This window comes from Rhodococcus yananensis (assembly GCF_020515525.1).
GTDB lineage: Bacteria > Actinomycetota > Actinomycetes > Mycobacteriales > Mycobacteriaceae > Rhodococcus > Rhodococcus yananensis.
Map to the genome: position 1 here is coordinate 1 of NZ_JAIYEP010000082.1, position 18,018 is coordinate 18,018.

Below are 18,018 nucleotides of genomic sequence, written 5' to 3' on the forward strand. Positions count from 1 at the left end.
GTTCAGACGTGTGTTCTTCCGATCGGGCGGCCGCACCACGGGCAGCTGGTGGGGCGCCGCTCACCTCCGGTCATGGGCGACAGGTTACCGACGGTCGTCGGCTGCCCGGTAAACTGGCACACCGGCCGTGTCCCCGCGACGGGAACGGATCCGGCCCGCCCGACGTTGAACGGGGTGCACGTGGATCCCGCGTGGACCCGCGCCGGCGGATCCACCGGGCGGGAGCAGAACGAGAGAGGACACCACCATGGCAGATCGTGTACTGCGAGGCAGCCGGCTCGGGGCGGTGAGCTACGAAACCGACCGCGACCACGATCTGGCGCCGCGCCGTATCGCCCGCTACCGCTGCGACAACGGTGAAGAGTTCGATGTGCCGTTCGCCGACGACGCGGAGATCCCGGGCACCTGGGTCTGCAAGAACGGGCTCGAGGGCACCCTGGTCGAGGGGGCGGCACCGGAACCGAAGAAGACCAAGCCGCCGCGCACCCACTGGGACATGCTCCTGGAACGACGCTCGGTCGACGAACTCGAGGAACTGCTCCAGGAACGTCTCGACCTGATCAAGAGCAAACGTCGCGGCGCCTGACCGGACACTCCGATGCCGTTGCGGGAATTGTTTCCCGCAACGGCATTTTCGTTTTCCCGGGCGCGCTGTCACGAGTCGATGTCCGGCGCACGGAAAAGATCGAATTGCGGGCGGGTGGATCCGGCACCGTGTAATCATGAGCCAATCCGCCGAGCACGATTCCGCGACCGGCACGGCCACGACGGGTGCGGTCGCCGACACACCGGGGGTGAGCACATGACCGACGAACACACCGGAGCCGCCCTCGACGAACTCGAGGCGTTGCGCACCGCACTCGACCGGGTCGACGCGGCCCTGCTCGACGGCATCCGCGACCGGTTGGCGCTGTGCGTGCAGGTGGCGCAGCTGAAGCAGCGGCACGGCATCGACGTGCTGCAACCGGGGCGCATGCAGGTGGTGCACCGTCGTGCACGCGACTACGCCGACCGGCACGGGATGTCCACCGACTTCGTGCGGGACCTGTACGAGCTGCTGATCTCCGAGGCGTGCCGCGTCGAGGACCGCATCGTCGCCGGGGTGGCCACGACCGACCCGTCCACCACCGGTTCCGGTGATCATCCCGCCTGAGGAGGTGTCATGCCGCTGCCGACCCGGACCCTGCTCGTCGACAACTACGACTCGTTCACCTACAACCTCTACAGCCTGCTCAGCAGCGTCAACGGGATTCCTCCGGTGGTCGTGCCCAACGACACCGGGTGGGAGCAGATGCTCACCCACGGGTTCGACAACGTCGTGATCTCCCCCGGCCCGGGGCGCCCGGACCGGGTCCGCGACTTCGGGATCAGCGCCCGCGCACTGCTCGACGCCGGTGTGCCGGCGCTCGGGGTGTGCCTCGGACACCAGGGGCTGTGCCAGTTGTTCGGCAGCGCCGTCGTCCCCGCCCCCGAACCGGTGCACGGTCGCACCAGCGACATCCACCACGACGGCACCGGCCTGTTCACCGGACTCGCGTCCCCGTTCACCGCGGTGCGCTACCACTCGCTGATCGCCGATCGTGTCCCCGACGACCTCGTCGGCTGTGCCCACACCGACGACGGCCTGCTCATGGCGGTCGCGCACCGCACCCGGCCGCTGTGGGGCGTGCAGTTCCATCCCGAGTCCATCGGCACCGACCTCGGCGCCGACCTGCTCACCAACTTCCGGGCGGCGACCCCCACCCGGACGGCGGTGACGGTCACCGCCGCACCCCCACCGCGTCCGGTGCCGCCGACGCCGTTCCGGTACGTGCTCGCGAGCCGGGTGCTGAACTGCCACCCGGATCCGCACGCGGCGTACGAACGGTTGTTCGCCGCCGGCCCGCACAGTTTCCTGCTCGACGGGTCGTGCGCCCACGAACCGGACTCCCGGTTCACCGTCATGGGGGACGCGTCCGGGCCCCGCGCCGAATTCGTCACCTACAGCGTCGCCGAGACCACGGTCCGCGAGTTCCGGGCCGGCGCCGACCCGGATGTCTTCCACTGCACGTTCTTCGAGCACCTCGACCGGCGGCTCGCCGAGCGGCGGGTCGCGCCCCGCGACGATCTGCCGTTCGCGTTCGGTCTCGGCTACGTCGGTTATCTCGGGTACGAACTCAAGGCCGACGCGGGGGCGCAGCTGGTGCACACCTCCCCCGTCGCGGACGCCGCGATGGTCTTCGCGGACCGCGCCGTCGTCCTCGATCACGATGCGGGCCGCTGCTATCTGCTGGCGTTGACCGACCCCACCGTCGACGATGCGGATGCGGGCACCGCGGCGTGGTTCGACGAGACCGCCGCGGCCCTGGCCACCCTCGCCGACGACGAACCGGCGCCCCCGCCCCCACCGTTGACCCGCACCGACGGGGACACCCCGATCCGGTTGCGGCACGACCCCGGACGGTATCTCGGGCTGATCGGGCACTGCCTCGCCGAGATCCGCAGCGGCGAAACGTACGAGGTGTGCCTGACGAACACCGCGACCGTGCCGCGGCGCATCGACCCGGTGCGCACCTACCGGCAGCTGCGGGCGATCAGCCCCACCCCCTACAGTGCCCTGCTGAAGTTCCCGGAGCTGTCGGTGCTCTCCGCGTCCCCCGAACGGTTCTTGCGCATCGACCGTGACGGTGTCGTCGAATCCAAACCCATCAAGGGCACCCGGCCGCGGGGCGGCAGCGACGACGAGGACCGCGCGTTGCGGGAGCATCTGCGGATCAGCGAGAAGGACCGGGCCGAGAACCTGATGATCGTCGACCTGGTCCGCAACGATCTGTCCCGGGTGTGCATCCCCGGTTCGGTGCACGTACCGAAACTGTTCGACGTCGAAACCTATTCGGCGGTCCACCAATTGGTGTCCACGGTGCGCGGTGTGCTGCGCCCCGAGGTGTCCCCGGTGGACTGTGTGCGGGCCGCGTTTCCCGGCGGATCGATGACCGGCGCCCCCAAGCTGCGCACGATGGAGATCATCGACAAACTCGAGGACGGCCCGCGCGGAGTGTATTCGGGGGCGCTCGGCTACTTCTCGCTCACCGGCACCGTGGACCTGTCCATCGTCATCCGCACCCTCGTCGCCACCGACCGGGAGGTCACCTTCGGGATCGGTGGTGCCATCGTGGCGTTGTCCGACCCCGGTGACGAACTCGACGAGACCCTCGTCAAGGCCGTCGCGATGCGGCGGTGCCTCACCGATCCCACGGTCGGGATCGACTCCGACGGGGCGGCCCCCGGCGGCGCGCCGGTCGCCGACGGCACCCGATGGTGACCGGCACCGGCGCGGTGGTGATCGCCGGCGGTGCCGGTGCGGTGGGGACGATGCTCACCCGGGCCCTGTGCGACGACGGTCGTGCCGTGACGATCCTCGATCCGGCGGTGCCGGCGGCCACCGGTACCGACGGCGCGGACCGCCCCGATCCGGCGCCCCGGACGGTGCGCGGCGACATCACCGCCCCCACCGGCGCGGCCGCAGCCGCGTTGCGTGCCGCGCACACCGTGGTGCTCGCGGTGCCCGACACCGTCGCGGTGCGCGCGGTGACCGCCCTCGACCCGTTGCTGCGCGACGATGCGCTGCTCGTGGACACCGTGTCGGTGAAGACCGCGATGGCCGACGCCGTCGCCACCGGGCTGCGCGGTCGCGCAGCACTCGGGATCAACCCGATGTTCGCGCCGACCCTGCCGATGCGGGATCGGCCCGTCGCCACGGTCACCTACCGTGCGGGACCCGCCGTCGACGACCTGATGGCGACGCTGCGCCGGTGGGGGATGCTGCCGGTGCCGGTGACCGCCGACGAACACGACCGGATCGCCGCCGCCACCCAGGCGTTGACGCACGCGGCGGTCCTGGCGTTCGGGGTGGCGTTGACCCGGTTGGATCCGCCCGCCGCCGCCGAGCGCGCCGCGCCGCCGCCGCACCGGCTGCTGCGGGCCCTGCTGGCGCGGGTCGCGTCGGGCACCGGCGAGGTGTACCACGATGTGCAGGCCGCGAACCCGTACGCCGCGGCCGCGCGCCGCGCCCTGCGCGACGCGGTCGATGCCGTCGACGCGGTGTCCGGGCCCGCGGATCTCGACGGGTTCACGGCGCTGCAACGGTCCGCGCGCGCCGCCCTCGACCCGGACGCGGAACGGTATCGTCGGCTGTGCGGCCGGGTGTTCGAGGATCTCCCCGCGGCCGCCCCACCGACCGGACCCGACGCCTCGAACGGGGGTGGCGATGACCGACCGTGACGCCCGCGCGCGGGTGCACCGTCTCGCCGCGCGGGTACGGCCACCCGCACTGCCCGACCACGACATCACCGATGTGGCCGAGAGCGCGGTGATCGCGGGATTGTCCCGGTCGTGGCCGCGCCGCGCCGCCGTGAAGAAACCCGAGACGGATCTCGATGCGCTGTTCGATCCGGCGCTCGACGATTTCCCCGACGAACTGCTGCCCTTCCACGACCATCCGCGTTACCTCGCGTTGGACGAGTCGCGGCGGGCGCGGCTGCGGGCGTGGGCGTGGATCGCATACAACCGCAACGTCGTCGACATCGAGCAGCGTGTCGTCAATCCCGGGTTCGGGCTGATCCTCACCGACGTGTTCGGGGTGGGGCCGTCGGACACGGTGCAGCTCGGGGTGCTGCAGGCCACCGTCGACGAGCAGTACCACACCCTGATGCATCACAACGCGAACGCGGTGACCCGGCGGCGACGCGGCTGGGCGCTGCCCGATGCGGTGCTCCCCGACTGCCGCACGGTGCGGGAACACGACGCGGCGGTGGCGCGGGCCGCGGACCCGCGATCGGCGGCGTTGGTGCGGTTCGCGTACACCACCGTCGCGGAGACGTCGATCAGCGCGTACCTGGGGTTGCTCACCGGCAGCGAGCGGCTGCAGCCGGTCAACCGCAGCACCGTCGCGGTGCATCGGCGGGACGAACTGTGCCACGGTTCGTTGGCCGGGGAACTGCTGCGGATGCTTCTCGAGGTGTTCGACGACACCGACCGGGACGCGTTGCTCGACGCCCTCGCCGCGGGGGTGGAAGCATTCACCGGCGGTGACCTGACGACCTGGGAGGCGATCCTGCGGTACGAGCAGATCCCCGGTGCCGACACACTGCTGGCCGACACCGCCGAGCGGGCCGCGACCGAACCGGTGGTGCAGGACTGCAGCGCCATCCGCCGGTTGTGCACCGACCTCGGGTTCGGCGACGACCTCGACGCCCGCTGGCCGTATCCGCGCCGCGGCTGACCGTCCCGGGCCGCGGGCCCTACCGTCGCAGGCGGGCCGGCAGTGCGCGCAGCTTCGCCCAGCGCGCGGCCAGCCCCCACACGGTGACCTTCAGCAGTGCCTCCTGCACGATGTTCCCGCTCATCTTCGATTCGCCGATCTCCCGTTCGGTGAAGGTGATGGGCACCTCCACGACGGTGTGACCGGCCTGCACGGCCCGCCACGCCAGGTCCACCTGGAAGCAGTAGCCGTGGGAGGCGACCGCGTCGAGATCGAGCGAATCGAGAACCTCCCTCCGGTAGGCGCGGTAACCGCCGGTGATGTCGTGGATGCCCACCCCGAGCGCGAGCCGCGAGTACAGGTTGCCGCCGCGTGAGAGCACCTCGCGGTGCCACGGCCAGTTCACGACGGTGCCGCCGGGCACATACCGGGAGCCGAGCACCAGATCGGCGCCGGCGTCGATCCGTTCGAGCAGCAGATGCAGCTGTTCGGGGGCGTGACTGCCGTCGGCGTCCATCTCGACGAGCACGTGGTAGCCGCGGTCGAGCCCCCACCGGAACCCGGCGATGTAGGCGGCGCCGAGCCCGTTCTTGTCGGTGCGGTGCATCACGTGGATGCGTCCGGCGGTGTCGGCGGCGGCGAGGTCGTCGGCGACGGCGCCGGTGCCGTCGGGGCTGCCGTCGTCGACCACCAGCACATGGGTGTGCGGGAGAGCGGCGTGCAGGCGGCCGATGATCCGTCCGATGTTGTCGCGTTCGTTGTACGTCGGAACGATCACCAGGGTCCGTGCGCTCGGTGCGTTCGTGTCCCCGGCCGGCGTCGCCGCTGCCATCACTGGTCCTCCCTGTCGATCCGGCCGGTGGCCGGTGTTGCTGCTGTGCCGGGCCCGGGCTGTGGGTCCGGTGGCTGCTGTGACCGGCGGCGGCGTGGCGCGGCACCCGCCGCCACGCACAGCGCGATCACCGCCCCGCCGCAGAGCACGAACTCGGGAGCGGGGCCGAGCCGACTAGCCAGCGTAACGTGTGACCGCAGCGGCAGCTGCGCGACCAGCACGTCCGGCACGAACAACTCGGTGCGTTGCTGCACCGCACCGTCCGGGCCGATGATCGCGCTGACCCCGCTGGTTGCCGCCACGACGACCGAGCGGGAGTGTTCCACCGCCCGCACCCGCGACATCGCCAACTGCTGGTAGGTCATCTCCGTGTCCCCGAACGTGGCGTTGTTGGTGGGCACCGCCAGCAGTTGCGCACCGGCGTGCACCGAGTCCCGCAACGCCCGGTCGAACGCCACCTCGTAACAGGTGGCGACACCGATGTCGATGCCGGCGGCACGCACGGTGCCGTCCCCGTCGCCGGGCACGAAATGCCCCGCGCGGTCGGCGTAGTCGGAGAACAACCGGAAGAACGACCGGTACGGCAGATACTCGCCGAACGGCTGGATGATGCGTTTGTCGTGCCGCTCCCCCGGCCCGGTCGCCGCATCCCACACGATCACCGAGTTGGTGGTGGTGCCGTCCCCGTTGACCAGGACGGCACCGACGAGGATCGGGGCGCCGATCGCCGCGGCGGCACCGGTGATGTCGGCGGCGGCGTCGGGATTGCGCAGCGGATCGATGTCCGAGGCGTTCTCCGGCCACACCACCACGTCCGGTTGCGGGGCGGTGCCCGCGGCGACCCGCGCGGCGAGCTCGTGGGTGCGCGCGACGTGATTGTCGAGTACCGCCTTGCGTTGCGCATTGAAGTCGAGGCCGAGCCGCGGCACACTGCCCTGGACCGCCGCGACCGTGACGGAATCCGCCTGGCCGGAATCCGCCTGCTCGGAGGCGCCGGTGACGAGCACCGGGGACACCGCGACCGCGACGATCGGCGCGGTCACCGTCCACGCGACCACCCGCCACCATCCGTCCCGCGGTGCGGTGCCGCCCGGCGCCGCCCGGCGCCGCATCGGTGTGACCGCGGCGGCGAGACCGGCGCCGGTCACCGCGACGGCGAACGACACCAGTGGGGCACCACCGAGCGCGGCGAACGCCACCAACGGCCCGTCCGGCTGCCCGAACGCCAGCCGCCCCCACGGGAACCCACCGAACGGCACGGTGGCACGCAGATACTCGGTCAGCGACCAGCACGCGGCGATCCACAGTGGTGCCGCCGGCAGGGTCCGCACATGCACGGTCACCGCCCCGAACACCCCGACGAACAGGGCCTCGGCAGCGGCGAGCGCCAACCACGGCAGCGGCCCCACGTACTCGCCGACCCACGGCAGCAGCGGCACGAAGAACCCGAGGCCCGCGAGGCAGCCGTACCCGAAACCGGCGATCCGCCGCATCGGTCGCGCCGTCAGCACCGCGACGAGCACCGCGATGCCGACCGGCGCGAGGAACCACCACGACCGCGGCGGGAACGACGCGAACAGCAGCAGACCCGCCGTGATCGACGCGGCCACGCGGACCGCGACGACGCGAAGCTGCGGGGCGGTCACCGCGCGTACACGACACGGCCGCGGTGCACGCTGCGCACCAGCACCGGGTCGTCGGTGCCCGCCGAAAGATCCGGCAGCGGCGACACCCGCGACCGCGGATCCGTCGACCACCGCTGCACCGTGTCCTGCGGCGCACTGATCACCAGATCCCCGGTCTCCCACAGCGCGTACGACGCGGGCGCCCCCGGATCGAGGGTGCCGGCGGCACCGTCACGCACCCCACCGGCCCGCCACGCGCCGCGGGTCGCCGCCGCGAACGCCGCGCGCGGTGAGATCCCCGATCCGGGGGTGCGGTGGTGCACCGCGGCGCGCAGCATCGGCCACGGCCGCGGCGCCGTCACCGGAGCATCGGATCCGAACGCCAGGGAGGTGCCGGTCGCGGCGATCGCCGCGAAATCGTTGAGGGCGGCGGCCCGGTCGGCGCCGAGCCGCACCGCGTACATGCCGTCGTCACCGCCCCACCTCGCATCGAACATCGGCTGCATGCTGGTGATCACCCCGTAGCGGGCGAGGATCCGGGCCTGTTCGGCGGTGACGGATTCCGCGTGTTCGAGGCGGTGCCCGCACGCGGCGACCGCCGGTCCCCCGGCGTCCGCGGCGACCGCCGCGATCGCGTCGACCACGGCGGCGGTGGCGGCCTCCCCGATGACGTGGAACCCGGCCTGGATCCGGGCGGACGTGCACGCCGCCAGATGAGCCCGGATCGTGGCGGCGTCGAGGTACAGCCGTCCGTGGCAGTCGGGCCGGTCCCGGTACGGGGTGTGCAGCGCCGCGGTGTGCGACCCGAACGCGCCGTCGACGAACAGGTCCCCACCGAGACCGTGCGCGCCCGTCGCGGCCAGCACCGCCGCCGCGTCCTCCGCCGAGGAGACGGCCTGCCCCCAGTAGCCGCGGACCTCCACCGGATGATCGACGCGGAGCAGTTCGGTGAAGTCGTCGAGCCCGGCGATGTCGGGGCCGCCGCATTCGTGGACGGCGACGATCCCGTGCGCCGCCATGTCGTCGAGCGCGGCGGTCCGCGCCGCGGCGCGCTGCCCGGCGGACAGTCCGGCGCGGGCGGCGGCGCGCACCGCATGATGCGCCGCGGCGGTGACCGGGCCGTGCGGGGAATACCCGTCGAGGTCGGTGAGGTTCCCGGCGAGGGCACGCAACGGGGTGGACGCGATCGCCGAATGCGCATCGACGCGGGTCAGATACACGGCGCGGCCGGGTGCCACGGCATCGAGCTCGGCGGTGTCCGGCGCGGCGTCGGGCCAGCGGGTGTCGTCCCAGCCGTGCCCCCACACCACGGCGTCGTCGTGGTTGCGGGCGTACTCGCCGACACGACGCAGCAGATCGGTGGCGCCGGTGGTGTCCGACAGGTCGAGACCGGTCAGGCTCAACCCGTACGCGGTGGTGTGCACATGGGTGTCGACGAACGCGGGGGCGACGAACAGCCCGTCCAGGTCGACGATCTCGGCGTCCGGGTGCAGGGCCCGCCCGGGACGGTCCTGCCCCACCCACACGACCTGCCCGTCGGTGACGGCCATCGCGGTGGCGTCCGGGGCGGTCGCACTGTAGATGCGGCCGCCGACGAAGAGTTGGGTGCGTGCAGTGGTGGTCACGGCTGTCCAGTGTGCCCCCTCACCGGTCGTCGCGGCCGCTCGGGGTGTCGACGATCTCGGTGTCGACGACGGTGTGCCCACCGGTGTCGATGACGGTGTGACGGTGATCATCGCGCACGGTACGACCACCCGGATCGGGAACCGGTCGGGTCCCGGTGAGCACCGGATCGGTACCGACAACGGTGTGCGAGACCACCTGCCCGTCGACCACGACCAGCCGTTGCGCGCGCATCCCGCCGCGGCCGGCGCGGCGTGCGGCGAGACGGCGGGCCACCGGACGCACCGCGGCGCGGGTCGGCGCCAGCAGCACGATCCCGACCACACTGGTGAGCAACCCGGGCACCAGCACCAGTGCCGCACCCGCCCCGACGAGCGCGCCGTCGGTGAGCAGCGTCTCGGCGGTGGCGGTGCTCGGGACCCGGCCCTGACGCAGCGTCGACAGGTCCCGCAGCGCGCGACGACCGAGCGCACCGAGGGTCAGATACCCGGCGACGCTCACGGCGAGGAAGACCAGCACGGTGGCGCCGGCCCCGATCGCCGAGCCGAGCCACGCGAGCACCGCGATCTCGGCGACGATGTAGGCGACGAACAGCAGCAGGTACATCGGTGTTTCCTTCCGTGGGCCGCCCGCGACCCGCGGGGGATGCGGGCGGCGTATTCTGGTCCGTCAACGAACGGCACGGCGGTTTTGCTCCCGGATCCGGCATCGTGTCCACCGGTCGTGGTCGAATACCGGACGTGGGTGTCGGGGACTGGGCGATGCTGCTGACCGCGGCCGCGGCCGCCGGATGGGTCGACGCGGTCGTCGGCGGCGGCGGCCTGATTCTGCTGCCCGCGTTGTTCCTGGTGGCGCCGCAGCTGACCCCGCAGGCGGCGTTGGCGACGAACAAACTCACCGCGATCTGCGGGACGGGTGCGGCGGTGCTCACGTTCGCGCGGCGCATCCGGTTGCCGTGGCGGATCCTGGGGCCCGCGGCGCTGGTGTCCGCGGCCGCGGCGGCGGCGGGCGCGGCGACCGTGTCGCTGCTGGATCGGGACGTGTTCATCCCGATCGTGATGGTGGTGCTGGTGGCGGTGGCGGTGTTCGTCACCGCACGCCCCGCCCTGGGGACGGCCCCGACCCGGCAACCGGGTGTGCGGCGCACGGTGATCGTGGTGGCGGCGGCCGCGGCGGTGATCGGGTTCTACGACGGGATCCTCGGCCCGGGCACCGGCACCTTCTTGATCATCACGTTCGCGGCGATGCTCGGCGCCGAGTTCGTGCGGTCGGCGGCGATGGCGAAGGTACTGAACTTCGGATCGAATCTGGGGGCGCTGCTGCTGTTCGCGGCCGGTGGGCACGTGTGGTGGTCGCTGGGATTGGCGATGGCGGTGTGCAATGTGGCCGGGTCGGTGCTCGGGTCGCGGATGGCGTTGCGGCGCGGTGCCCGGTTCGTGCGGGTGGTGCTGCTGGTCGTGGTGGTGGCGATGGTGATCCGGCTCGGATTCCAGCAGTTCGGGTGAGCCGGCCGACACGGTGTCTCGCATGAACGAGGTGGGCGTGCAGTTCCGGGTGTTTCCGTTGCACGCGGTCGCGGACGCGGCGTTGGAGGTGGCGCGGGCTGCGGGCGCCACGCACGCCGATGTGCGGGTGCAACTCAGGCGATCGCCCCAACCCCGCCGTGGCCGCAGCCCGGTTCAGGGCTCATCCCAATCGGGGGTGTAGGAGTTGGGGTCTGAAGCCGCCGGTCTCGAGCAGGCTTCGGGCGATGTAGTTGGTCAGGTTGCGGAACCCGAGTGCGGAGCCGCGCAGGTGTTCGAGCCGTCCGTTGAGCGCCTCGGTCGGCCCGTTGCTGGTGCCGGGTCGTTCGAAGTAGGCGAGCACGTCAGCGGCTCGCTTCTTCAGGGTCCGGCCCAGGGTGGTGAGCTCGGTGAGCACCTTGGGGACGCCGGCGCTGAGGTCGGTGAGCAGCTTCTCCATGAGCTTGCGGCCACGTTGCCGGTCCTCGTGGCGATAGGCGGCGATCATGCGCTGGTAGACACCCCAGGCCGCCTCGACCTCGACGTGAGCGTCATCAACGAACAGCGCGCGTAGCCTGTCGCTCTGCTTGTCGGTGAGCAGGTCCGAACCGGTGTGCAGCGTGCGCCGCGACTTGTAGAGCGGGTCGTCCCTGAACCCACGGTGCCCGTGGATCGCGAGTTGGACCCGGCGCCGGCACCTGTCGAGGGCGTCACCGGCCAGGCGCACGACGTGGAAGGGATCCATCACCGTGACCGCGTCCGGGATCTCCTCTGCAGCGGCGGTCTTGAACCCGGTGAAGCCGTCCATCGCGACCACCTCGACCGCGTCACGGAAGGCGTCGTCGCGGTCGGCGAGCCAGGTCTTGAACGCCGCCTTCGACCGGCCCTCGACCATGTCCAGCAGCCTTGCTGGGCCGGCGCCATCGCGGACCGGGGTGAGGTCGATGATCACGGTGACGTACTTGTCGCCACGCCTGGTGTGGCGCCAGACGTGCTCATCGACGCCAATGACCTTCACGCCCTCGAACCGCGTGGGGTCGTTGATCAGCAGCCGCTTGCCTTCGGCCAGGACCGCGTTGTTGGCGGTGTCCCACGCGACCCCGAGTCCCTCGGCGACACGGGCGACGGTGAGGTGTGCGACCACGATCCCTTCCAGCGCCCACCGCAGCCCGGTGTGCGAGAGCTTCGCGCGTGGCTCCGCCGCGGCGCTGGTGTCTTGGCGCCACACGTGTCCGCAGTCGGCACAGCGGTAGCGGCGCACTACAACTTCCAGCACGGTCGGTCGCCAGCCCAGCGGCTCGTGGGCCAACCGCCGGATCACGGTGTCACGAGCAGCGCCTTCGCTGCCGCACCGTCGGCACCACTGATCTGGTTCCACCACGCGGCACGCGAGGACCGCACGATCCGGTTCAAGTCGTTGTCCGGTCACGCTCAGACCGAGGCCGTCGAGTCGAGCGAAGACGGTCAGGTCAGGGCGGCCGAAGCCGGCCGGCGGGGTAGCGTCGGACACGTCGAGGTCTTTCGGATGGATGGCGTAGGAACCTCCGTCGTCGGGAGACCTCGACGAACGTGCTGCGCTACTAGCTTCTTGCCAGGTGGTGAGGCGTGTCGGGATGGACGGTTCTCGGGCGTCCCCCGATCCGTCGATTAGTGCTACAGTCCCTGACGTGCACGGTCGCTGACACACCCCGGTGTGTACACGGCCCGCACAGACCCTATTCACGGTGGATCGACCGAACACGGTACGACCGCCCGAAGCAAGGAGAGCAGCGCTATGCGCCGTTTCATCACCTCCGTGTCCGTAGACACGCTCACCCTCGAAGGCGTGGCCGAGCTGACCGGCCTCGACTTCCTCGACCCAGCAGACCTCACCGACCTGCCCGGCCCGTTCGTGTACGTCCTGGCCGATCCGCACGGTGCGGTCTTCTACCCCGGCAAGTCGGAGGCCGCGTACAAGGCCGCGCGCCGCACGATGGCCTATGCAAAGTGGACGGCCGAGGTCTCAGAACATGTTCGTCAGTTCGGACGTCCCGACCCCTCCGAGGACCCACAGACCGGCGACCTCGCGATGGTCCACTGGTCGCCGATTGTGCGGTCGGCGCGTCGGTACTCACTCCTGGTCAAGGTCGCGCAGGTCCCTGATCCCGAGATCGCCAGCGCACGGGTCTGGGAGGCACGGATTCAAGCCCTGCTCGGGACCCTGACCACCATCGAGTCCTTGATCGGCGGCTCCGGCTGGGAGGCCAACCCCGGCACCCTGCGAGGGGATGCCTACGCCTGGGCAGACAAGCGGATCAGCGACTTTCGTAAGGGCCTCTGACCCACGATGAGTCACTAACTGTGGAAGGCTCCTGACCTCGCGGCCAGGAGCCTTCCACTTCGTTTACACAGATGCACCGGGAACCGGCCGCACCACGCCTGAGCACGATGAAAGCTAGCTGGCTGCTTTGCCTGGCATCGGCACCGTGGTGTTGCGCCGGCCCCGCCCCGGTTGCGGTACGCCGGTCCGCGCCCGGTGCTCGTGCAGCAGCCTGCCGACGTGCCCGTCGAGCAGTCCAGGGCGTCGGCGATCTCGCGGTACGTCGCACCTCCGGACCTCAGCTCCGCCGCACGCTCACGACGCGCCGCCGCCCGCGCCTCGAAGTCCTCGCGGGACTCCGCTATCCGTGACCCGCATCCGGCGCGGGGGCCGACGCTTTGGAAGACACCAGCGCCGCCCGACTCTGAGAACGTGCTCGGTGCGCTTCCGAGACGCGCGCAGCCGCGTCAACGATGCGCCGAGCGTGGTGCAACTCCGCCGGTGTCAGCGTTCGTTCCTCGGCAATATCCGCGAGCGCTTCCACCGCCGCGACGACCCGGTCCTCACCAGCCGGAGCGACAGCAGCAGACGCGGCGGCACGCGCACGAGAGGCAGCGGCTCGACACGCTCCACAGCAGTACCGAGCACGCCGCCCACGGGGGTCAAGCCGGCCCGGAATCGCGCCGCCGCAATGGGCGCACGAGCCTTGGTCTGGAAGGGCACTCATGCCCCAAACTTTATCGCACGTGCGATAAACAAATCAGGCGAACGTCGCGTTCGCCGCAGGGGCGCTGACCAGCGCCTTTCCCCAGCTCACTGCTAGTGCCTACTGTGTGGCGTCTTGTGGGTCTGAAATTCAGCCAGAGGTGTGTCGGTTTCGGGCAGCCCAAAAGCTCGACCAGGAGCACGGCAGGTCAAGCCCCTGGTAGTGGTGTAACTCGTTTCTGATCCTTCGGTGGCGATTAGGCGGGTAGTTGCATCAGGTCATCGGTGTTCATCTCCGTCTGTGAGCTGGTGTCGGGGTTGGTGGTCAGTGTGAGTCGGCAGCGGCTGAGGACTTCGAGGCCGAGGTAGCGGCGTCCTTCGGCCCATTCGTCGGTTTGCTCGGCCAGGACGGCGCCGATGAGGCGGACGATGGCATCTCGGTTGGGGAAGATGCCCACGACGTCGGTGCGGCGGCGGATCTCCCGGTTGAGCCGCTCGGTGGGGTTGTTGGACCAGATCTGTCGCCAGACGTCGTCCGGGAACCCGGTGAAGGCGAGCAGGTCCTCCCGGGCGTCCCCGAGGTGGTCGGCGACCTCATGCAGTCGCCCGTCTGTGTACTCCAGGAGCCGGTCGAACTGCTCATGCACCGCGGTCGCGGTGGGTTGGTCATACACGCTGTGCAGCATGAGGTGTCGCGTGAGTGCAACGGCGAGCATCGAAGTATGGAGGCAAGGGCACGACGAAGGAGTGTCCGCGCCAACCGCTCTCTATCTGCGGACCGACGCGCCCGGCCGACCTACACCGTCATCTGAGAAGACCCTGAAACGTCTTCGACGACGACGGGACCGGCGAGGAGGAGGGCGCGGTGAGCTAAAGGAATGGAGCTTGCTCGGCTTCGACGCCGCCGCAAGCTCCGGTGAAACGGTCGGTACTGGTCGATCGTCGTCGGTCACCACCGGATGGCGGCGTCCCCCACGCTCGGCTTTTGCGCAGGTCAGCGGCTCGTTCGCCCAGTGGGCGCATCAAGCGATAGACGCAAAGCCGACGTGATTAGGTCGTCGGTTCGATTCCCACAGGCGGCTCCGGCGAACAGCCCCTGACCTGCGGAAACGCAGGGCAGGGGCGGTTCGGTTCTGGTGGTCGCGCGATGCGCTGGCCTCACGGCTCTGCCCGACACCGACGTCGCTCTCCTCTGCGACGGACCCCTCGCCGGCTGAGCGCTCGCGGCCGGCATCCTGTCCGTGTGCCGATAGGCCTCGCACCGCTCGGCAACGCAGCATGGCGTTGCGTCGCGACCTGGCGACGGCTCGGCGGGGCGCGATCGTCTCGTGCATTGGCGGACTACGGGAGCTTGGACGCGAGGACGTCGGCCGCCAGGATCTCGGGTGCTGCGCCGAGGAGGTGCTGGTTGGCCATCAGGGCTGCGACGATGGCGCCGTTGGCGTGGGCGTCGCGAGCGGCCTCGTCGGGGAATGCATCGAAGATCCAGAAGGTGTCGGCGTGGGTCCTGACCGCGAACCAGACAATCGTTCCTACTTCTTCGTTGGCGAGTGCGACAGCGCCGGCGAGCAGATCGGCGAGCGCGTCGTGCTGTCCATCGGCCGCGACGATCTTGGCGACGAAGGCATACGGAAGTGATGCGGGTGTGGACATGAGGGACTCTCCTTGAAGTCGGGGTTCTTCGTGGGACGAGTTCAGCGTATGACGAGCGAGGGCCGGTGGGGAGTGGCGTATACGGCAGTATTGCTATTGTTTACGTCATGCGTATCGGACTGATCGCGATCGACGGCTGCTTCGGTTCGGCTATCGCGTCGATCATCGACATCGTGCGGGTGGCCGACGGAGCCCGCGGCGATGTCGACCCGCGGATCGACCCGATCGAACTCGCCATCCTCGGACCGAAACGGCGAGTGACCACGACGGCATCGATGACCCTGTCGGTGGACCATCCGCTGTCGGAGTCCGCAGAGTTCGACGTGGTCGTCGTCCCTGCGCTTGGAACCCTTACGGCCGCCGCTACCAACGACGCCCTCCACAGCCGAGATGCTCGTTCGGTCATCGCCTCGCTCGGGCGCCTCGACGAGGCGACCACCCGGATCGCCGCGGCGTGCACCGGCGTGTTCGCTGTCGCCGAGACCGGACGGATGCATCATCGGCGGGCGACGACCAGCTGGTTCCTGGGGCCGGAGTTCCTTAAGCGCTATCCGACCGTCGCCCTCGATCTCGACACCATGGTCGTGGTCGACGGGAACCTCGTCACCGCCGGCGCCGCGTTCGCCCACATCGACCTCGCGCTCTCACTCGTGCGATCGATCAGCCCCGACCTGGCCCAACATGTCGCCAAGCTCCTCATCATCGACGAGCGCCCGTCGCAGGCGGCCTTCGTCGCCTACGAACATCTCCGGCACGAGGACCCGATCGTCGTCGAGTTCGAACGCTTCGTGCGCGCCCGCCTGGACGAACCGTTCAACGTCGCCTTCGTCGCGCAGTCGCTCGGCACCAGCCGGCGCACCCTCGAACGACGAGTCCGTGCGGCGCTCAACCTCACTCCGCTCGGCTTCGTCCAACGGCTTCGCATCGAACGAGCTCGGCACCTCTCAGCAACCACGGACCTCACCTCCGCCGAGATCGCGCTACGGGTCGGCTACGCGAACGCCGAGACTCTGCGCTCCCTCCTGCGTAGGGAGCGACGCCGTTCCTGACCTATCGCCATGCCTGTAGCCGGTGTGCTAGTGCTCGACTAAAACCACCTCTCAGCACGTCGCGTCGACGCTCCTGCGTCGCCCCTGGACGACCCACTCGACACGCCCGCAGCACAGGCCATGTGACGTGTCCCGGCTTCCCGGACGGTCGGGGTTGGGTGGCTGTGATGTCGCTGCGTTCTCGTCGAGAGGATCAGCAGACCCGATCAGAGTCGATTGGGATAAGACGCGAAGGCGGTCAGGTCAGGGCGGCCGAAGCCGGCCGGCGGGGTAGCTTCGGACACGTCGAGGTCTTTCGGATGGATGGCGTAGGAACCTCCATCGTCGGGAGATCTCGACGTCTATCTGCGGACCGACGCGCCCGGCCGACCTACACCCTCATCTGGGAAGAGCCCGGTTGGCTCACCTCGAACTGTGCTCTGCGAGAGTCGTTTGCCGTGATGAGGGTCGGTCTGTCCGCTCAGCGGAAAGCGGGCCCCGGTGAAACAGGAACCCGCCCGGACGCCGCGTAGCGGTGTGGTGGGAATCCCGGTCGTTCACACCCGGGAGGACGTCAAGTCAGCGGATGTCGGCCGCGGTGACGGTGAAATCGTGGACGTTCACGGTGCTCCCGGGGCCGGATCGAGGGTGCAGGCCAGACCGACCGTGCCGGCGCGACCGCGCCGCAGCAGGCTGGTCTTGACAGCGATCCACCCGAACAGTCCGTACTTGCCGATGATCGCGGCGCGGGTGCGGTCGGTGTCGGCGTCGTCGAGGATCGTCGCGGTGCCGGCGACGCTGCCGCCGTGGACCCGGCCACGCGCGTCGCACACCGCGAGGGTGATCCGGTGGTCGCGGCGCAACCGCCGCACCTTGTACGAGTCGGCGACCGTCCACACGAGCAGCCGGTCGTCGTCGGCGACCGCCCACACCGCGGTGGGCACGGCGGTACCGTCACGACGGTAGGTGCTCAAGGACACGTACTGTGCGTCCGCGAGGTCGGTGAATGTCGGCGCGGTGGTTCCCGGTTCGGGCATATCGCTCACCCTACGGAACGTGTGACGCTCATGCCGGGATGCCGCGTGGCACGTCCCGAAACGGCGGGTGCGGGTCGTGGCTGCGCAGTTCGTCGATGATCGACGTCACCGGGTGGCGGTGGTACCGCCACCGCGGATACTGGGACCGTGACCGACCCGACCCCCACCGAACACGTCGAGATCCACCTGCCCGCCGGCACGCTGACCGCGGCGGCACTTCAGGCCCTCGCCGACATCGCCCACGCCCACGGCGACCACACCCTGCACCTGACCGAGCACGGGCAACTGCTGCTGCACGGCGACCGGCAGCGGCTCGCCACCGCACTCGCCGATGCCGGGTCGACCGTGCACGGACCTCGACCTCGAGAACGACGTCGCCGCCGTTACCGCCGTTGCCGCCGTCGGGACCACCGAGCGGCTTGAACTTCTCACGGTGGACGGAGGCACAGCCGTTACCGCCCTTGCCGGCGCTGAC

At 70.3% G+C, this 18,018-nt stretch carries 15 protein-coding genes and 3 pseudogenes; 9 read left to right on the forward strand and 9 right to left on the reverse strand.

Features of this window, described 5'->3' with window-relative positions; translation table 11 throughout:
* The first annotated feature begins 247 nt into the window (after positions 1-247).
* From LDQ05_RS16520 to LDQ05_RS16540, 5 genes are all read left to right on the forward strand, one after another.
* The gene (locus tag LDQ05_RS16520; RefSeq protein ID WP_226438047.1) at positions 248-586 is read left to right on the forward strand and encodes an RNA polymerase-binding protein RbpA; all 339 of its coding nucleotides are present in this window, start codon (positions 248-250) and stop codon (positions 584-586) included.
* A 216-nt stretch (positions 587-802) separates the two neighbouring features.
* Positions 803-1,153, forward strand: a complete 351-nt coding sequence (locus LDQ05_RS16525) for a chorismate mutase (protein WP_226438048.1) — start codon at positions 803-805, stop codon at positions 1,151-1,153.
* A gap of 9 nt (positions 1,154-1,162) precedes the next feature.
* Positions 1,163-3,301: an aminodeoxychorismate synthase component I gene (gene pabB, locus LDQ05_RS16530; protein WP_226438049.1), complete on the forward strand. Its 2,139-nt coding sequence runs from the start codon at positions 1,163-1,165 to the stop codon at positions 3,299-3,301.
* Entirely contained in the window at positions 3,295-4,260 is a 966-nt protein-coding gene (locus tag LDQ05_RS16535; protein WP_226438050.1) for a prephenate dehydrogenase/arogenate dehydrogenase family protein, read from the forward strand. The genes pabB and LDQ05_RS16535 overlap by 7 nt, the downstream gene beginning before the upstream one ends.
* Positions 4,247-5,260 (forward strand): AurF N-oxygenase family protein, encoded by a 1,014-nt coding sequence (locus tag LDQ05_RS16540; RefSeq protein WP_226438051.1) that lies wholly within the window; start codon positions 4,247-4,249, stop codon positions 5,258-5,260. Before LDQ05_RS16535 ends, LDQ05_RS16540 begins: the two co-directional genes overlap by 14 nt.
* 19 nt (positions 5,261-5,279) lie before the next feature.
* On the opposite strand, the gene LDQ05_RS16545 is transcribed toward LDQ05_RS16540, so the two are convergent.
* Genes LDQ05_RS16545 through LDQ05_RS16560 form a run of 4 tightly spaced genes read right to left on the reverse strand, consistent with a single transcriptional unit; the run spans position 5,280 to position 9,925 of the window.
* Positions 5,280-6,071, reverse strand: a complete 792-nt coding sequence (locus LDQ05_RS16545; protein ID WP_226438052.1) for a polyprenol monophosphomannose synthase — start codon at positions 6,069-6,071, stop codon at positions 5,280-5,282.
* Entirely contained in the window at positions 6,071-7,717 is a 1,647-nt protein-coding gene (lnt, locus tag LDQ05_RS16550) for an apolipoprotein N-acyltransferase (protein WP_226438053.1), read from the reverse strand. The genes LDQ05_RS16545 and lnt overlap by 1 nt, the downstream gene beginning before the upstream one ends.
* A complete protein-coding gene (locus LDQ05_RS16555) occupies positions 7,714-9,321 on the reverse strand; it encodes an amidohydrolase (RefSeq protein ID WP_226438054.1) in 1,608 nt (535 codons plus the stop codon). Before LDQ05_RS16555 ends, lnt begins: the two co-directional genes overlap by 4 nt.
* Before the next feature lie 19 nt (positions 9,322-9,340).
* Positions 9,341-9,925: an FxsA family protein gene (locus LDQ05_RS16560; protein ID WP_226438055.1), complete on the reverse strand. Its 585-nt coding sequence runs from the start codon at positions 9,923-9,925 to the stop codon at positions 9,341-9,343.
* Between the two features lie 134 nt (positions 9,926-10,059).
* Between LDQ05_RS16560 and LDQ05_RS16565 the strand changes: the two genes are divergently transcribed.
* Positions 10,060-10,824, forward strand: a complete 765-nt coding sequence (locus tag LDQ05_RS16565) for a TSUP family transporter (protein WP_226438056.1) — start codon at positions 10,060-10,062, stop codon at positions 10,822-10,824.
* Between the two features lie 181 nt (positions 10,825-11,005).
* Here LDQ05_RS16565 and LDQ05_RS16570 read toward each other — a convergent pair whose 3' ends face one another.
* On the reverse strand, positions 11,006-12,331 hold the full coding sequence (locus LDQ05_RS16570; RefSeq protein WP_226438057.1) for an ISL3-like element ISPfr2 family transposase: 1,326 nt from the start codon (positions 12,329-12,331) through the stop codon (positions 11,006-11,008).
* Between the two features lie 285 nt (positions 12,332-12,616).
* On the opposite strand from LDQ05_RS16570, the gene LDQ05_RS16575 reads away from it, so the two are divergent.
* Positions 12,617-13,141 carry a hypothetical protein gene (locus LDQ05_RS16575; protein ID WP_226438058.1) on the forward strand — a complete coding sequence of 175 codons (525 nt, stop codon included), beginning with the start codon at positions 12,617-12,619 and terminating at the stop codon, positions 13,139-13,141.
* Between the two features lie 941 nt (positions 13,142-14,082).
* On the opposite strand, the pseudogene LDQ05_RS16580 reads toward LDQ05_RS16575, so the two are convergent.
* Together LDQ05_RS16580 and LDQ05_RS16585 are read right to left on the reverse strand one after the other, a co-directional pair.
* Positions 14,083-14,511: pseudogene (locus tag LDQ05_RS16580) on the reverse strand (transposase); the annotation flags it as partial.
* Between the two features lie 655 nt (positions 14,512-15,166).
* Positions 15,167-15,478: a putative quinol monooxygenase gene (locus LDQ05_RS16585; protein WP_003941073.1), complete on the reverse strand. Its 312-nt coding sequence runs from the start codon at positions 15,476-15,478 to the stop codon at positions 15,167-15,169.
* Between the two features lie 107 nt (positions 15,479-15,585).
* Between LDQ05_RS16585 and LDQ05_RS16590 the strand changes: the two genes are divergently transcribed.
* A complete protein-coding gene (locus LDQ05_RS16590) occupies positions 15,586-16,527 on the forward strand; it encodes a GlxA family transcriptional regulator (RefSeq protein WP_226438059.1) in 942 nt (313 codons plus the stop codon).
* 599 nt (positions 16,528-17,126) lie between these two features.
* On the opposite strand, the gene LDQ05_RS16595 is transcribed toward LDQ05_RS16590, so the two are convergent.
* On the reverse strand, positions 17,127-17,543 hold the full coding sequence (locus tag LDQ05_RS16595) for a PPOX class F420-dependent oxidoreductase (protein WP_226438060.1): 417 nt from the start codon (positions 17,541-17,543) through the stop codon (positions 17,127-17,129).
* A 147-nt stretch (positions 17,544-17,690) separates the two neighbouring features.
* On the opposite strand from LDQ05_RS16595, the pseudogene LDQ05_RS16600 reads away from it, so the two are divergent.
* A pseudogene (locus LDQ05_RS16600) lies at positions 17,691-17,843 on the forward strand (ferredoxin-like domain-containing protein); the annotation flags it as partial.
* Positions 17,844-17,868: 25 nt separating this feature from the next.
* Here LDQ05_RS16600 and LDQ05_RS16605 read toward each other — a convergent pair.
* Positions 17,869-18,018: pseudogene (locus tag LDQ05_RS16605) on the reverse strand (hypothetical protein); the annotation flags it as partial.

What these genes read in the sequence shown, in the direction of transcription:
- LDQ05_RS16520 (WP_226438047.1), top strand. Translation starts at nt 248, where the DNA reads ATGGCAGATCGTGTACTGCGAGGCAGCCGGCTCGGGGCGGTGAGCTAC.
- LDQ05_RS16525 (WP_226438048.1), top strand. Translation starts at nt 803, where the DNA reads ATGACCGACGAACACACCGGAGCCGCCCTCGACGAACTCGAGGCGTTG.
- pabB (WP_226438049.1), top strand. Translation starts at nt 1,163, where the DNA reads ATGCCGCTGCCGACCCGGACCCTGCTCGTCGACAACTACGACTCGTTC.
- LDQ05_RS16535 (WP_226438050.1), top strand. Translation starts at nt 3,295, where the DNA reads ATGGTGACCGGCACCGGCGCGGTGGTGATCGCCGGCGGTGCCGGTGCG.
- LDQ05_RS16540 (WP_226438051.1), top strand. Translation starts at nt 4,247, where the DNA reads ATGACCGACCGTGACGCCCGCGCGCGGGTGCACCGTCTCGCCGCGCGG.
- LDQ05_RS16545 (WP_226438052.1), bottom strand. Translation starts at nt 6,071, where the DNA reads ATGGCAGCGGCGACGCCGGCCGGGGACACGAACGCACCGAGCGCACGG.
- LDQ05_RS16560 (WP_226438055.1), bottom strand. Translation starts at nt 9,925, where the DNA reads ATGTACCTGCTGCTGTTCGTCGCCTACATCGTCGCCGAGATCGCGGTG.
- LDQ05_RS16585 (WP_003941073.1), bottom strand. Translation starts at nt 15,478, where the DNA reads ATGTCCACACCCGCATCACTTCCGTATGCCTTCGTCGCCAAGATCGTC.
- LDQ05_RS16590 (WP_226438059.1), top strand. Translation starts at nt 15,586, where the DNA reads ATGCGTATCGGACTGATCGCGATCGACGGCTGCTTCGGTTCGGCTATC.
- LDQ05_RS16595 (WP_226438060.1), bottom strand. Translation starts at nt 17,543, where the DNA reads ATGCCCGAACCGGGAACCACCGCGCCGACATTCACCGACCTCGCGGAC.